This window comes from Methylobacterium sp. V23 (genome assembly GCF_002917135.1).
In the GTDB taxonomy this organism is placed as follows: Bacteria; Pseudomonadota; Alphaproteobacteria; order Rhizobiales; family Beijerinckiaceae; genus Methylobacterium.
In genome coordinates, this window is record NZ_PDHT01000021.1 from 61,319 (window position 1) to 76,229 (window position 14,911).

The window sequence follows — 14,911 nt, forward strand, 5'->3', positions numbered from 1 at the left end:
ATTCAGCAGGAATATTGCATGCAAAGCCGCGGCCACGCTTCCGGGGCCGGGACATTTCGGCAACGAGTCGGACGCTCCTGCGTTTGTTCCTCGAGCGAACGGCTTCGTTTGCGTGAGGAGCGCCGACGCACCCGGGCGTTCTCTCCGGTGCCGGCGCTGCTTCTGTACACAGGATGCCAAAACCCTTGACGACGGGCGTCGACCGTTCCCAGCTGCACCAAATCATCGCCGGGCTTTCCGAGGGCGTAATTCTCATCGAGCCCGATCAGCATATCACCTGGGCCAACGCGGCGGCCCTCGCGATGCACGGAGCGGCCGATCTCGCCGAACTGGGCGGAACGGTCTCGGCCTTTCGCGAGACCTTCGTCCTCCGCTACCGCAACAACCACGTCATCACGCGCACCCCGATCGAGCGCGTTCTGGCCGGCGAGACCTTCGATGAGGTCATCGTCAATGTCCGACGAACGGACAGGCCGGACTTCGATGTGATGCAGCGCATCCGCAGCCTCATCATCCGGGATGCGGCGGGCCAGCCCGATTGCCTCGTGCTGATCCTTGCGGACGTCACGTCGCAATTTCAGGCCGAGGAACGCTTCGAAAAGACGTTCAGCGCCAACCCGGCACCGGCCGTGATCTGCCGGCTGTCGGACCTGCGCCACGTGAAGGTCAATCTCGGCTTCCTGGAAATGACGGGCTATCGCAGCGCGGACATCATCGGGCGCAGCGTCTACGAGGTCGACGTGCTCGCCGACGCCCGCAGCCGGGACTTGGCCATCGCACGCCTCAACGCGGGCGAGACGATTCCGCAGATGGAGGCCTGCCTGCGTCTGCCCAACGGTGGGACCCGCTTCGTCATCGTGGCAGGCCAGCCCATCGACATGGGCGACGAGCCCTGCATGCTCTTCACCTTCGCCGATCTCGAATTGCGCAAGAAGGCCGAGACGGCCCTGCGCCACAGCGAGGAGCGCTTCGCCACCGCATTCCGCCTCACGCCCGTGCCGACTCTGCTGTGTCGGGCCGATGGCCGCGCCGTGATCGGGATCAACCATGCCTTTACACGGACCTTCGGTCATGCGGAGGACGCCGTGCTGGGGCACGAACTCGACGCGATCGGCCTTTGGGCCAACGCCGCTCAGCGCGAGCGCTTCGGACATGACCTTGCCGCGCAAGGCAGCGTTCTCGGCTTCGAGGCCTGCCTGCGGAGCCGGGAGGGAGTCGATCTCGACTGCCTGGTCTCGGCCGAGAGCGTCACCATCGGCGACGAACCCTGTCTGCTCGCGGTGCTGCAGGACATCAGCGATCGCAAGCGCTCCGAGCGCGACTTGTTCGACGCGATCGAGACCGTGATGGCCGACACCTCATGGTTCAGCCGCGGCCTGATCGACAAGCTCGGCAGCCTGCGTCATCCGAGTTCGTCGGAGCCCGCACCGATCAGGCCCGATCTCACCCGCCGCGAGGGCGAGGTGCTCCGCCTGATCTGCCAGGGCCTCGGCGACGGCGCCATCGCCACGCGCTTAGGGTTGACCCCCAACACGGTGCGCAACCACGCGGCCGCGCTCTATCGTAAGCTCGGCATTCATCGCCGCGGCGAGGCGATCATCTGGGGACGGGACAACGGCTTCGCGTCGTAGCCCGGTGCTGCGGCCGCTCCGGATCAGCTCCCTTGGCAAAGAGCCGCCCGCTCCCAGTCGGAAGCGGGCGGTTCCTTAGGTTTCCCGCCGGGGTCCCCGAGAGCCGAGGCTAGAGCGCAGCGCGTATCGCCGCGGCGATACGCTTCAGGCCGGCCTCGACCTGACCGCCCTTGATATGGACGCGCAGGGCCCGGCGCCGGCGCTCGGCCAGGACCGCGAAATCCCCCCGGGCCTGGGCCGCCACCACCGTGCCGAACCCGAGGCTGCGCCCGGGAATGGCGAGGTCCGCCGACGGATCGGCAGTGATCTGCAGGAACACGCCGGTATCGGGCCCGCCCTTGTAAGCCTGGCCGGTGGAGTGCAGGAAGCGCGGCCCGAATTCGAGACAGGTTGCGAGTCGGCGCTTATCGCGCAGCGCCACCCGGGCCTCCTGCAGGATCGCATGGTGACCGGGATTGCGCGCCACATAGGCGAGGAGCGCGACGTAGTCGCCGTCCTTCGCGCGCGCAAGATGGGCGGCGATGGCGCCCTCGAGCCCTTGCGTGGCCTGGGGTAGGGCGCCGGCATTGGCCGCATCTGCGTAGAGGGCGATCGTCTCGTCGGCGAATAGGGGCGTCTCGCCCGGCAGGGCGCCGCTCTTCTCGGCCGCGTCGAACAGCTTCTTCGTCTCGATCTTGCTCGCCTCGACATCGGGCTGGTCGAAGGGATTGATCCCGAGCATCGCGCCCGCCACTGCCGTGGCGATCTCGAAGCGGAAGAATTCCTGCGGCAGCTGTTCCGCGTTGGCCAGGGTGATATGCGCCACCGGGTGGCCCTCACGCTCGAGATTGCGCACTGCCTCATCCTGGTGGGGATCGGCACGGCCATCAAGGCGCAGGTAGACGAAGAAACGATCACGGCCGTAGACCGCGGGCACGTCGACGGGCTCGCCGTCGATGGGGATGAGGCCCTTGCCCTCCTTCCCGGTGGATTCGGCGATGAGCTGCTCGGCCCAGGCGCCGAAGGTGTCGATGCCCGGCGAGGCGATGATCGTGACCTTGTCGCGCCCAGCGTTCAGCGCCGCCGCTCCCATGGCGGTGCCGAGGAGCACGCCCGGGTTCTGGGCAGGCGGCACGGCAGGGCCGCAGGAGCGGACCATGATCCGGGCGGTGTCGAGGAAGGCCTTCACGTCGATGCCCGAGGCCGCCGCCGGCACGAGGCCGAACGCCGAGAGTACGGAGTAGCGCCCGCCGATCTGCGGCACACCGTAGAAAATTTTCCGGAAGTTATCGGCCTGGGCGGCTTTTTCCATGGCCGAGCCCGGGTCGGTGACGGCGACGAAGTGGGCTCCAGCCTTGTCGGCACCCACCGTCTCCTTCATCCGGCCGAGGAAATAGTCGCGGAAGACGTTGGGCTCGAGGGTCGAGCCCGACTTGCTCGCGACGATGAACAGCGTGGTCGGCAGGCTGATCGCGGCCTCCGTCTCGCGGACCTGATCCGGATCGGTGGAGTCGAGGATCCGCAGCTGGGGGAAGCCCTCGTGGCTGCCGTAGGTCTCGGCGAGCACTTCCGGGCCAAGGCTCGAGCCGCCCATTCCGAGTACGACGACGTCACTGAAGCCACCCGCCCGCACGTCCTCGGCGAAGGCCTCGTAGTCGGCGACATGCTCGAGCTCGTCCTCGACGATGCGCAGCCAGCCGAGCCAGCGGTCCTCGTCGGCCCCGCTCCACACCGTCTTGTCGTGCGCCCAGAGTCGACGGATCTTGCCGGACGCGCGCCATTCCTCGACCGCCTTCTTGGCAACGGCACCCAGAGAGTCGCCGAGCACCAGGGTCTGGGCGTCGAGCTTCGGCCCTAGGAAGTCGATGCGCTTGGTGGCCACCGCACCGAGGAGCTTGTCGGCGGCATCGATGAAGAGCTGCACGCCCTCGTCGACCAGGGTGTCGGAGACCGTCTCGATGTTGATCCCGGCCTCGGCGAGGCGCGCCATCACGGCTTGCGCGCCCGCAACGTCGCTCTCGATGCCAGCCTTGACGGTGCCGTGGTCGCGGAACGCGTCCATGGTGGCCGGCGGCATGGTGTTGACGGTATCGGGACCGATCAGTTCCTCGACGTAGAGCACGTCGGAATAGGCCTTGTTCTTCACGCCCGTGGAGGCCCAGAGCAGGCGCTGCGCCTTGGCACCCTTTCGCGCGAGGGCCTGCCATTGCGGCTCGGCGTGGATGGCCCTGTAGCGCTGATAGGCGAGCTTGGCATTGGCGATGGCGACCTTGCCCTTGAGGTCGTCGAAGCCACCGGCCTCGTCCAGGGCTTTGTCCACCGCGACATCGATCCGGCTGATGAAGAAGCTCGCGACGCTGGCGACCTTCGACACATCCCCGCCTTTGGCCGCGAAGGCCTCCAAGCCCGCGATGAAGGCGCGGGCCACCGCCTCGTAGGTGCCGACCGAGAACAGCAGCGTGACGTTGATGCTGATGCCGTCCGCGGTCAGGGCCTGGATCGCCGGGATACCCTCGCGCGTCGCCGGCACCTTCACCATCAAGTTGTCTCGGGCCACCATCTTGTGGAGGCGGCGGGCCTCAGCGAGAGTCTCCTCGGTATCGAGGGCGAGGTAGGGCGAGACCTCCAGGCTGACGTAACCGTCGGCTCCGTCGGATCCGTCGTAGACCGGACGCAGCACGTCGGCGGCAGCCTGGATGTCGGCCACTGCGCAGCCTTCGTAGAGGTCGATGACGCGGGCATCGCCTTGGTCCATCACGGATTTTAAGGCGTCATCGTATTCCGACGAGCCGCCGATGGCCTTTTCGAAGATCGAGGGGTTCGAGGTGACGCCGCGCAGGCCGTCCTCGTCCACCAACGCCTTCAGCTTGCCCTGCGCAACGAAGCCGCGGGCGACGAAATCGAGCCACACGGCCTGACCCTGTTCGGGGAAGAGAGCCTTGAGCGGGTTCATGGGAAACTCCTCGTCGTCCGGGCGCCGGGCGGGGAGCCACGTCGCCGACATCCATCACCGGTTATGCACATCTCCCCCCGACGAAAGGGAGGAGAGGAGGGTAGGGTGGCCGGGCATGCTCCGGCTGCTGCGGCTGGCGGCACCGGCCCAGCCGGCGCGCCTCCCCCAGAGGAGGAGGGAGAGCGGTCGCGCAGCCTATTTCCTGTGCCGGGCGATCTGATCGCGCGCTGCTTGGAGCACCTTCTCGGGGGTGAAGCCGAACTTCGTCTGCAGGTCCTTGAGCGGCGCCGAGGAGCCGAAGGTGTGCATGCCGATGATCGTGCCCGCCGAACCCGCGTAGCGGTCCCAGCCGATCACCGAGCCCTGCTCGACGGCGACGCGGGCCAGCACCTCGGGGATGAGTACACTGTTGCGATAGCCTTCATCCTGCCGCTCGAAGAGGTCCCAGGACGGCATCGAGACGACGCGGGCCTTGACGCCCTCGGCCGTCAGGGCCTCGTAGGCCGAGACGCAGAGCTGCACCTCCGAGCCCGTACCGATGAAGATGACCTCCGGGGTTCCCGCGCAATCGGCGAGCACGTAGGCACCCTTGGCGGTGCCGGAGGCGGCAGCATACTTCGACCGATCCAGGGTCGGGAGCGGCTGGCGGCTGAGCGCCAGAACCGCCGGCTGGTCCTTCAGACTCATGATGACCCGGTAGGCCTCCGCAACCTCGTTGGCATCCGCCGGGCGCAGGGTCACCAGGCCCGGAATCGCCCGCAGCGTCAGCAGCTGCTCGACCGGCTGGTGGGTGGGGCCATCCTCGCCGACACCGATCGAATCGTGCGTAAAGACGTGGAAGACCGGCACCTCCATCAATGCTGCAAGGCGGATTGGCGGACGCATGTAGTCGGCGAAGACCAGGAAGGTGGCGCCGTAAGCGCGCAGGCCCACGAGGCCGAGGCCGTTCACGATCGAGCCCATCGCGTGCTCGCGCACGCCGAAGTGGATGTTGCGACCACCGGGCTCGAAGGGTGTCAGAGAGCCGGCCCCCTCGAAGGTGAGATTGGTCTTGTTGGACGGCGCGAGGTCGGCCGAGCCGCCGAGCATGAACGGCACGTGCTGCGCGATGGCATTCAGTACTTTCCCGGAGGACTCGCGGGTGGCGAGACCCTTGGCATCCGCGTCGAAGACCGGGATGTCCTTGTCCCAGCCGGCCGGCAACCGGCCCTCGAGATAGGCATCGAGTTCTTCGGCGTGCACCGGGTCCGCGGCCTTGGCCTCGTGGAAGAAGCCCTCCCAGGTGGCGTAGAGCTCGGCACCCCGCTTGCCGATGCCGTTGCGGAAGGTGTCGTAGACCCCGTCGGGCACCAGGAACTGCGCGTCCTCCGGCCAGCCATAGGCGCGCTTGGCGCCCTTGACCTCGTCCTCGCCGAGCGGGTCCGAGTGGGCCTTGGCGGTGTTCTGCTTCTTGGGCGCGCCGTAACCGATGATCGAGTTGACGACGATCAGCGTCGGTCGGTCGCTGGACTGGAGGAAGGTCTCCAGGGCGGACGAGACCGCATGGACGTCGTTGGCGTCGGCCACGCGCAGGACCTGCCAGCCATAGGCGAGGAAGCGGGCCGCGACCTCCTCGGAGAAGGCGAGTTCGGTGTGGCCCTCGATCGTGATGGTGTTGTTGTCGTAGATCCAGCACAGGTTCGACAGGCGCAGGTGCCCGGCGATGGAAGCGGCCTCTGCGGCGACCCCCTCCATCAGGTCTCCGTCCGAGCAGATGGCGTAGACGTTGTAGTCGAACAGCGGCAGATCGGGCCGATTCAGGCGCTCGCCGAGGAACCGCCCCCCCATCGCCATGCCGACGGAGTTCGCCACACCCTGGCCAAGGGGGCCGGTGGTGGTCTCGACGCCGGTGGTGAAGTGATATTCGGGGTGGCCGGGGGTCCGGCTGTCGAGCTGGCGGAAATTCTTGAGGTCGTCGATGGTGAGGGCGGGGGCGTTCCCGCCGTCCTTCTCGGTCACGCCCGCGAGATGGATCAGGCCGTAGAGCAGCATCGAGGCGTGGCCGGCCGAGAGGACGAAGCGGTCGCGGTTGGGCCAGTGCGGGTGCGCCGGGTCATAGCGCAGGTAGTGGTTCCAGAGGGTGTAGGCCACCGGTGCCAGCGCCATCGGGGCGCCGGCATGACCGGAATTGGCCTTCTGCACCGCGTCGATCGCGAGCGTCCGAAGCGTGTCGATGCTGAGCTTGTCGAGCTCGCTCGGGGCCGCGTTCGGCTTGGTCTCTGCTCCGCTCATCTCTCGTCGTCCTTCATCTGTGGGCTTGTTCGCCTTGAGCGTCCGAAACGCTCAGGCGTCGCACCGTTGGGGTGCGGGCGGGGTCGCACCCGGGGATTTGGCTTGCGCGGAACCGCTGCTCCGCTCCCTGGCCGGCCCCTTGGCCCGGCTGTAGTTGAGAATGGTGTTCACCAGCGTGACGTGGCTGAAAGCCTGCGGGAAGTTCCCTACGAGGCGCCGGGCCTTCACATCATACTCCTCCGCCACCAATCCGACATCGTTGCAGACGCCGATCAGCCTCTCGATCAGCGCACGCGCCTCTCCGCAGCGCCCGAGACCGATGAGGTTGTCGGCGTACCAGAACGAGCAGGGCAAGAACGCGCCCTCGTCGCCGGGCAGCCCGTCGGTCGTCTGGTTCTCGGTGTCGTAGCGCAGCACGAAGCCGTCACGCATCAAGGTACGCCCGATGGCCTCCACGGTGCCGACCACCCGCGGGTCGTCCTGGGGCAGGAATCCCATATGGGCGATGAGAAGAAGGCTCGCGTCGAGGCGCTTCGAGCCGTAGGACTGCACGAAGCTGTTCAGCTCGGGATCGAAACCCTTGGCACAGACCTCGGCGTGGATCTGATCGCGGATCTCGCGCCAGCGCGCCACCGGGACCTCGCGAGCCTGCTTGGGCCGATGACTGATGCCGGTGGTGCGGATCTCGTCCTGTTCGCGGGTCTCGGCCTCCTCGAAGGAACGGATAGCCCGGTCGAAGGCGACCCAGGCCATCACCTTCGAATGCACGAAATGGCGACGCCCGCCGCGCACCTCCCAGATGCCTTCGTCGGGTGTGCACCAGACCTTCTCCAGGTGGCGCAGCAGCGCCTCGCCGACCCGCCAGCCATCCGCGTCGCCCTGAAGGCCGCGCTGGCGCGCCTGGTAGAGCGCGTCGAAGATCTCGCCGTAGACGTCGAGCTGGAACTGCTCCACCGCCGCGTTGCCGATACGCACAGGCTTCGAGTTCTCGTAGCCCGGGAGCCAGTCGAGTTCGATCTCGGGCAGCATACGCTCCCCGGCGATGCCGTAGAGGATGTGGGCCTGCTCCGGATTGCCGGCCACAGCGCGCACCAGCCAATCGCGCCAGGCGCGCGCCTCGTCGAGATAGCCGCCATCCATCAGGGCGATCAGGGTGAAGGTGGAGTCGCGCAGCCAGCAGAACCGGTAATCCCAGTTGCGCACGCCGCCGAGATCCTCCGGCAGGGACGTCGTAGGCGCAGCCACGATGCCGCCGGTGGGCTGGTAGATCAGCGCCTTCAGGGTCAGCAGCGACCGCTTCAGGATTGCGTCCCAGGGGGTACCGGCGGCCGCGCGGCTGGACCAGTCGCGCCAGTAGCGATCGGTCTCGAACAGCACCTTGCGCGGCTGAATCGGCGCCGGGTCGTCCTCGTGGGATGCCCCGTAGCTCAGGGTGAAGGCCACGCTCTGCCCGGCTTCCACCGTGAATTCCGAGACGGTGGTCTGGTCCTGGCCGAACGTCGGCACGAGGGTGCGCAGCACCACCTTGTGCGGGCCCGAGATCGCACGGAGATCGCCGAGCTCGTTGTGCGAGACCCAGGGCACCGCCAATCCGTAATCGAAGCGGACGCGAAGGCACATCCGCATGGGCACGGCCCCCTCGAGCCCCTCGACGATCCTGACGAGGTGCGCGCCATCGTTGGCGGGCATGTAGTCGGTCACCCGCACGACGCCGGCGCCGGTCTCGTGCCGGGTCTCCAGGACGAGGCTGCCCTCGCGATACTGGCGCGTCGTGGTGGCCGCATCCGCAGGACCGAGCTTCCAGTAGCCGTGATCCTCGGTACCAAGCAGCGCGGCGAAGCAGGCGGCAGAATCGAAACGGGGCCAGCAGAGCCAGTCGACGCTGCCGTCGCGGGCGATCAGCGCGGCGGTGCGGCCATCGCCGACGAGCGCGTAATCCTCGATCCGTCCGGCCATCAGGTCCTCGTCCTCGCGACGTCGACCGTCACGGGGCCGCGCAGCATCGCTGAGCGACCACGTAGTCTTCGAACGCGGCAGGGTCCAGGGTCAGGGGTGCTTTTGGTGGTCGGCCAACGCTGCGAATGGGTTTAGCGCAGGCGCCCGACCCAGCCGGAGACGGCGGCACCGAGGGTTGCGGTCCCCGCGCCGAGGGCCGCCCCCTGGGCGCTCACGAAGGTACCGGCGGCGGCGGTCTTGGCGCCCATGAAGGCGCCGGCAGCGGCGCCCGCCTGGGTCACCGCGCGGATCGTCGGCGCGAAGGGCAGGGCGATGTCGGGCAAAGTCACGTCGGGCAGGCCGATCCCGGGCAGCACGCCCTCGTCCCCCTCGGCCGCGGCATGCGAGACCTCGGCCTCGGCCACGAAGGGGAGTGCCTTCTCTCGTCCCTGCGGCGGCCTCGCAAAGGCCTGCGGCACCTTCTCGGAGCCTTGCGACGCCTTGTCGGCGGTCGGCGCAACCTTGGCGGCTGCGAGGCGCGGATTCTCGAACCGGCGGGGAGCGGCGAGGCGGGCGGGCCGAGGCCCAGTCCTATGAGCCTGGGCGGTGGCCTCGGCTTGAGCGACGATGACCAGGGGGAACTGGGCCTGGAAGGCAAGCGGTGCCGGGATGAAGGGCGTCTCTGCCGTGGCCTCCGGTGCGGCCGCCACGGCGGTCGCCGGAACCGAGGCCGGTGCCACGATGGCTGGCTCCTGACAGAGATAGGAGGCCGCTCCGAGGATCGCCGCCATCGCCAGCGTCGGCAGGAGGGGCGGCGTCACGCCACGCGCGGAACCCGATTCGAACGCCGCTTGATCGGGGGGCGTGCAGCCTGACATCCGGAGCACCTCGCTGTGCAATTCAGCAACCGGTCCGATCGCCGGCGCCATTAGCCGGGCCGTTTGCGGCGGAACCTGGGCTGTTTCCTCTCCAAACGGTAATGTTTCGTCGGGCATGCGGCTTGCCTTCCCGGTGACACCCTCCTGTTTGGCGACGTCCGCACGCCCACGCCCACCGCATCATGTGCCTTGTCATTCCCTCGACCGGCATGCGACCTGCCGGGACCGCCCCAACCCCGATTCGCGTCCCCGGACACCGATGACCGAGCCGACCCTGACCGTCGCCGTGATCGACCCGAGCCGTGCCCGCGCCGCGATCCTCGAGGAGGGACTCATGGCATCGGGCTTCACCCGCGTCGTGGTTCTGCCGGACACCGCCGACCTGCCGGCCCGGGTGGCGGCCCTGAATCCGGACGTGGTCGTGATCCACCTGGAGAGCCCGAGCCGGGACATCCTCGAGCAGATGTCGGGCCTGTCCCGGCACGTGGAGCGACCGGTGGCGATGTTCGTCGACCGCTCCGACGTCCCGATGATGCAGGCGGCGATGGATGCGGGCATCTCCGCCTACGTGGTGGACGGCCTGCAGCCGCAGCGCATCCGCTCGATCCTCGACGTGGCGATCCTGCGCTTCAACGCCTTCGCGCGACTGCAGCGCGAGCTGACGGAGGCGCGGGGCGAGCTCGCCGACCGCAAGCTGATCGAGCGGGCCAAGGGCATCCTGATGACGGCCAAGGGCCTCTCGGAGGAGGAGGCCTACCGGACGATGCGACGCAAGGCTATGAACGAGAAGCGGAAAATCGCCGACATCGCCCGCGCCATCGTGACCGCGGCGGATCTCCTGGGATGAGGGGCCTGCCCGGATGAGACTCGCCCTCGGATACGTGCCGCTCATCGACGCGGCTCCCCTGATCGCTGCCGTGGAAGGGGGCTTCACCGCCGCCGAGGGCTTGGCGGTGGACCTCGTCAGCGAACCCTCCTGGGCGACGCTCCGGGACAAGCTGGCGCTCGGACACCTCGACGGCGCCCACATGCTGGCGCCCCTGGCCGTCGCCAGCGCCCTCGGCATCAGCGGGCCGGAGACCGATTTGGTGGTGCCCCTCGGGCTCAGCCTCAACGGCAATGCGGTGACGGTCTCACGCCCGCTCTGGGCCGAGATGGCGCCGGAGGGCCCGGATCTCGACACGATTGCACGCGCGTTTTCCCGTGTCGCACGCGTGCGGGTCACAGAGGGTCGGCCCCTGACGCTGGGTACCGTGCACCCCTTCTCGTGCCACACCTATCAACTCCGGATGTTCGCCGCCCGCGGGGGGCTCGACCTCGACGCCGCCACCCGGCTGGTGGTGATCCCGCCGCCCTGGATCGCCCAGGCCCTGCGTTCCGGGCAGATCGACGGGTTCTGCGCCGGCAGTCCCTGGAACAGCGTCGCGGTGGCCGAGGGCTACGGCCGCATCGTCGCCCTCGGCTGCGACCTGGCGCCGGACTGCCCGGAAAAGGTGCTGGCCCTGCCGGCCTATGCGGCGGAGACGAGCGCCGCCCTGGTCCGGGCGGTGCGGCGGGCCGGGCGCTGGTGCGCGGCCCCCGAGAACCGGGGCGAGTTGGCGAGCCTGCTCGCCCATCCGAGCCATCTCGGGATCGATCCGGGCCTCATCCGCCGGGCCCTGGCCGGCACCGTGGTGCGCGATGCGGACGGGACCGAGTCGCGCGCGGCGCGCTTCGTCGTGTTCGGCGCCGAGGCCGAGCCGCCGCGGCCCGACCAGGCCGATTGGATCCTCGAGCAGATGGGGGCCGCCGGGCAGATCGTGCCCAACCCGGCCCTGGCCGAGCGCGCGCGGGCGATCCTCCGGCCCGACCTCTACGCGGCGGCGCTGGCGGACTGAGCGACGGGGCTGCTGTCCGCACCGGCAGACTGCCCGCGGATTGTGCAGTGCGGTCGGCGGCGCGCGATGCGGCAGGCGTGCCCCCGGACCGGCCGGTCCGGGGCGGTCTGGGACGCACCCGTGAGCGTGGCGCGCGCCGCCGCGCGGTGAGGCATCTGCGCCAAAAGCCTGCCCGACGAACAGCTTGGAACGATTCCGAAGGGAACCGCAGCGCGTTGATCCGGCAGGCCGGCCGGACTTGGCACGCCCCGTGCAGGGCATCGCGGGCTCGCCAACGATGACGAGCCTTATCCGTCGGCAGAGCCGCTGACCCGAGTCCCCCACGGAACGCAGATCTTGCGTTCGATGGATGTGCTTGGTCGGCGGTTTTTTCTTTGGCGGATGCTCATTGCTTTCGAGGATGTCGGGTTCGATGACTGACGGTTTCCGCAACAACCGCCGTGATCTGCTGAAGGGCGCTGCCGCCAGCCTGTCCCTGGCAGCGCTCGCCCGCACAGCCCTGCCGGGCGGCGCCTTCGCGCAGGGCGCCGGCCCCGAGGTGAAGGGGGCCAAGCTCGGCTTCATCGCCCTCACCGATGCGAGCCCGCTCTTCGTGGCCAAGGAGAAGGGCTTCTTCGCCAAGCACGGCATGCCCGACGTCGAGGTGCTCAAGCAGGCCTCCTGGGGCACCACCCGCGACAACCTCGTGCTCGGCTCGGAGGGCAACGGCATCGACGGCGCCCACATCCTGACGCCGATGCCCTACCTGATCTCGGCCGGACGGGTGACGCAGAACAACGTCCCGGTGCCGATGCACATCCTGGCTCGGCTCAACAGCAACGGCCAGTGCATCTCGGTGGCCAAGGAGTACCTCGACCAGAAGGTCGCCCTGGACGCGAAGGTGTTCAAGGCGGCGGTCGAGAAGAAGAAGGCCGCCGGCAAATCGGTGAAGGCGGCCATGACCTTCCCGGGCGGCACCCACGACCTCTGGCTCCGCTACTGGATGGCCGCCGGCGGCATCGACCCGGACAAGGATATCGAGACCATCGTCGTGCCGCCCCCGCAGATGGTGGCGAACATGAAGGTCGGCACGATGGACTGCTTCTGCGTCGGCGAGCCGTGGAACGCCCAGCTGGTGCAGCAGGGCCTCGGCTACACCGCGCTCACCACGGGCGAGCTCTGGAAGGACCACCCGGAGAAGGCCTTCGCCATGCGGGCCTCCTTCACGGAGAAGTACCCCAACGCCACCCGGGCGCTGCTGATGGCCGTGCTCGAAGCGCAGCAATGGTGCGACAAGCCGGAGAACAAGGACGAGGTCGCCGCCATCGCGGCCAAGCGCCAGTGGATGAACGTCCCGGTGGCGGACGTCGCCGGGCGCATCAAGGGCACGATCGATTACGGCGACGGCCGCGTGGTCGAGAACAGCCCCTTCGTGATGAAGTTCTGGAACGACAACGCCTCGTATCCCTACCAGTCGCACGACCTCTGGTTCCTCACCGAGGACATCCGCTGGGGCAAGTTCGACGCGCAGACCGACACCAAGGCGCTGATCGCCAAGGTGAACCGCGAGGACCTCTGGCGCGAGGCCGCCAAGGCCCTCGGCGTCACCGCGATCCCGGCCTCCACCTCCCGCGGCAAGGAGACCTTCTTCGACGGCAAGGTCTTCGATCCGGCCGATCCCGCCGCCTACCTGTCCAGCCTCGGCATCAAGAGGATCGCGTGATGGCCAACACCCCCACCATCGCCGCCGGCCCGGGCGTCGCCGCGCCGGCCAAGCCGAAGCGGGCGCCCCTGGTCACGATGGCCACCCTGAACAGCGTCGGGAAGAACCTGGCCAAAAACCTGATCCCGCCCGTCGTGGTGCTGATCGCGTTCCTGGTGATCTGGGAGATGCTGTGCTCGCGTCCCGGCGCCGGCCTGCCGCCGCCCTCGCGCGTCGTCACCGAGGCCTGGGACATCATCGCCCACCCGTTCTACGACAACGGCGGCACCGACAAGGGCCTGTTCTGGCACATCGCCGCCAGCATCCAGCGCGTGGCCCTCGGCTTCGCCCTGGCCACCGTCGCGGGCATCCTCACCGGCACCCTGATCGGGCAGTCGGAATGGGCCATGCGCGGCCTCGACCCGATCTTCCAGGTGCTGCGCACGATCCCGCCGCTGGCCTGGCTGCCGCTCTCGCTGGCCGCCTTCCGGGACGGCCAGCCGAGCGCGATCTTCGTGATCTTCATCACCTCGATCTGGCCGATCATCATCAACACGGCGGTGGGCATCCGGAACATCCCGCAGGACTACCGCAACGTGGCGGCGGTGCTGCGCCTGAACCCGCTGGAGTTCTTCGCCAAGATCATGCTGCCCTCGGCGGCCCCCTACATCTTCACCGGCCTGCGCATCGGCGTCGGCCTGTCCTGGCTCGCTATCGTGGCGGCCGAGATGCTCATCGGCGGCGTCGGCATCGGCTTCTTTATCTGGGACGCGTGGAACTCCTCCCACATCTCCGAGATCATCGTCGCCCTCGTCTATGTCGGGGTCATCGGCTTCATCCTCGACCGCTTCGTCGCCTTCGTCGGCACCCTGGTCACCCGCGGCACCGCGACCGCCTGAGGAGGGATTCCCATGAGCTATCTCAGCATCGAGAACGTCGGCATCAGCTTCACCCGCGCGGGCCGCACCAACGAGGTCCTGCGCGACGTCAGCGTGAAGATCGACAAGGGCGAGTTCGTCTCGCTGATCGGGCATTCGGGCTGCGGCAAGTCGACGGTGCTCAACATCGTGGCCGGCCTGCTCAAGGCCTCCATCGGCGGCGTCCTCCTCGAAGGCAAGGAGGTGAACAGCCCCGGCCCCGACCGGGCCGTGGTGTTCCAGAACCACTCGCTGCTGCCCTGGCTCACCGTGCGCGAGAACGTGGCGCTCGCCGTCGACAAGGTCTTCAAGGGCAAGAAGTCGAAGGCCGAGCGCAACGCCTGGATCGACCACAACCTGTCGCTCGTGAACATGACCCACGCCGCCGACCGGCGCCCGAGCGAGATATCGGGCGGCATGAAGCAGCGCGTCGGCATCGCGCGCGCCCTGGCGATGGAGCCGAAGGTGCTGCTCCTCGACGAGCCCTTCGGGGCCCTGGACGCGCTCACCCGCGCCCATCTCCAGGACTCGCTGATGGACATCCATGCCCGGCTGAAGAACGCCGTGATCATGATCACCCACGACGTCGACGAGGCGGTGCTCCTCTCCGACCGCATCGTGATGATGACCAACGGCCCCTCGGCCACCGTGGGCGAGATCCTGAGGGTCGACCTGGAGCGGCCGCGCCGCCGCCTCGATCTGGTGGAGGACGCGACCTACACGCATGCCCGCGCCGAGGTGCTCGAATTCCTCTACGCGCGCCACGCCAAGCCCGCCATCGCGGCCTGA

At 68.4% G+C, this 14,911-nt stretch carries 10 protein-coding genes; 6 read left to right on the forward strand and 4 right to left on the reverse strand.

From position 1 onward, the window contains the following. Positions 1 to 185: 185 nt before the first annotated feature. Entirely contained in the window at positions 186 to 1,631 is a 1,446-nt protein-coding gene (locus CRT23_RS18920; protein ID WP_103711074.1) for a helix-turn-helix transcriptional regulator, read from the forward strand. A gap of 109 nt (positions 1,632 to 1,740) precedes the next feature. Here CRT23_RS18920 and CRT23_RS18925 read toward each other — a convergent pair whose 3' ends face one another. The 4 genes from CRT23_RS18925 to CRT23_RS18940 form a co-directional block, all read right to left on the reverse strand. After that, a complete protein-coding gene (locus CRT23_RS18925) occupies positions 1,741 to 4,563 on the reverse strand; it encodes a bifunctional transaldolase/phosoglucose isomerase (RefSeq protein ID WP_103711123.1) in 2,823 nt (940 codons plus the stop codon). Between the two features lie 195 nt (positions 4,564 to 4,758). Beyond that, positions 4,759 to 6,834: a transketolase gene (gene tkt, locus CRT23_RS18930; RefSeq protein WP_103711076.1), complete on the reverse strand. Its 2,076-nt coding sequence runs from the start codon at positions 6,832 to 6,834 to the stop codon at positions 4,759 to 4,761. A 51-nt stretch (positions 6,835 to 6,885) separates the two neighbouring features. Further along, complete coding sequence (locus tag CRT23_RS18935; protein ID WP_103711078.1) at positions 6,886 to 8,790, reverse strand: glycoside hydrolase family 15 protein; 1,905 nt, start codon at positions 8,788 to 8,790, stop codon at positions 6,886 to 6,888. A 131-nt stretch (positions 8,791 to 8,921) separates the two neighbouring features. Continuing rightward, positions 8,922 to 9,590, reverse strand: a complete 669-nt coding sequence (locus CRT23_RS18940; RefSeq protein ID WP_146056422.1) for a hypothetical protein — start codon at positions 9,588 to 9,590, stop codon at positions 8,922 to 8,924. 316 nt (positions 9,591 to 9,906) lie between these two features. On the opposite strand from CRT23_RS18940, the gene CRT23_RS18945 reads away from it, so the two are divergent. From CRT23_RS18945 to CRT23_RS18965, 5 genes are all read left to right on the forward strand, one after another. After that, positions 9,907 to 10,494 (forward strand): ANTAR domain-containing protein, encoded by a 588-nt coding sequence (locus CRT23_RS18945; protein ID WP_055951053.1) that lies wholly within the window; start codon positions 9,907 to 9,909, stop codon positions 10,492 to 10,494. Between the two features lie 13 nt (positions 10,495 to 10,507). Beyond that, positions 10,508 to 11,524 (forward strand): CmpA/NrtA family ABC transporter substrate-binding protein, encoded by a 1,017-nt coding sequence (locus CRT23_RS18950; protein WP_103711082.1) that lies wholly within the window; start codon positions 10,508 to 10,510, stop codon positions 11,522 to 11,524. Positions 11,525 to 11,936: 412 nt separating this feature from the next. Beyond that, positions 11,937 to 13,226, forward strand: coding sequence for a CmpA/NrtA family ABC transporter substrate-binding protein (locus CRT23_RS18955; RefSeq protein ID WP_055951049.1), 1,290 nt, complete (start codon positions 11,937 to 11,939; stop codon positions 13,224 to 13,226). A 77-nt stretch (positions 13,227 to 13,303) separates the two neighbouring features. Continuing rightward, entirely contained in the window at positions 13,304 to 14,104 is an 801-nt protein-coding gene (ntrB, locus tag CRT23_RS18960) for a nitrate ABC transporter permease (protein WP_245436367.1), read from the forward strand. 12 nt (positions 14,105 to 14,116) lie between these two features. Continuing rightward, positions 14,117 to 14,911: an ABC transporter ATP-binding protein gene (locus CRT23_RS18965; protein ID WP_103711086.1), complete on the forward strand. Its 795-nt coding sequence runs from the start codon at positions 14,117 to 14,119 to the stop codon at positions 14,909 to 14,911.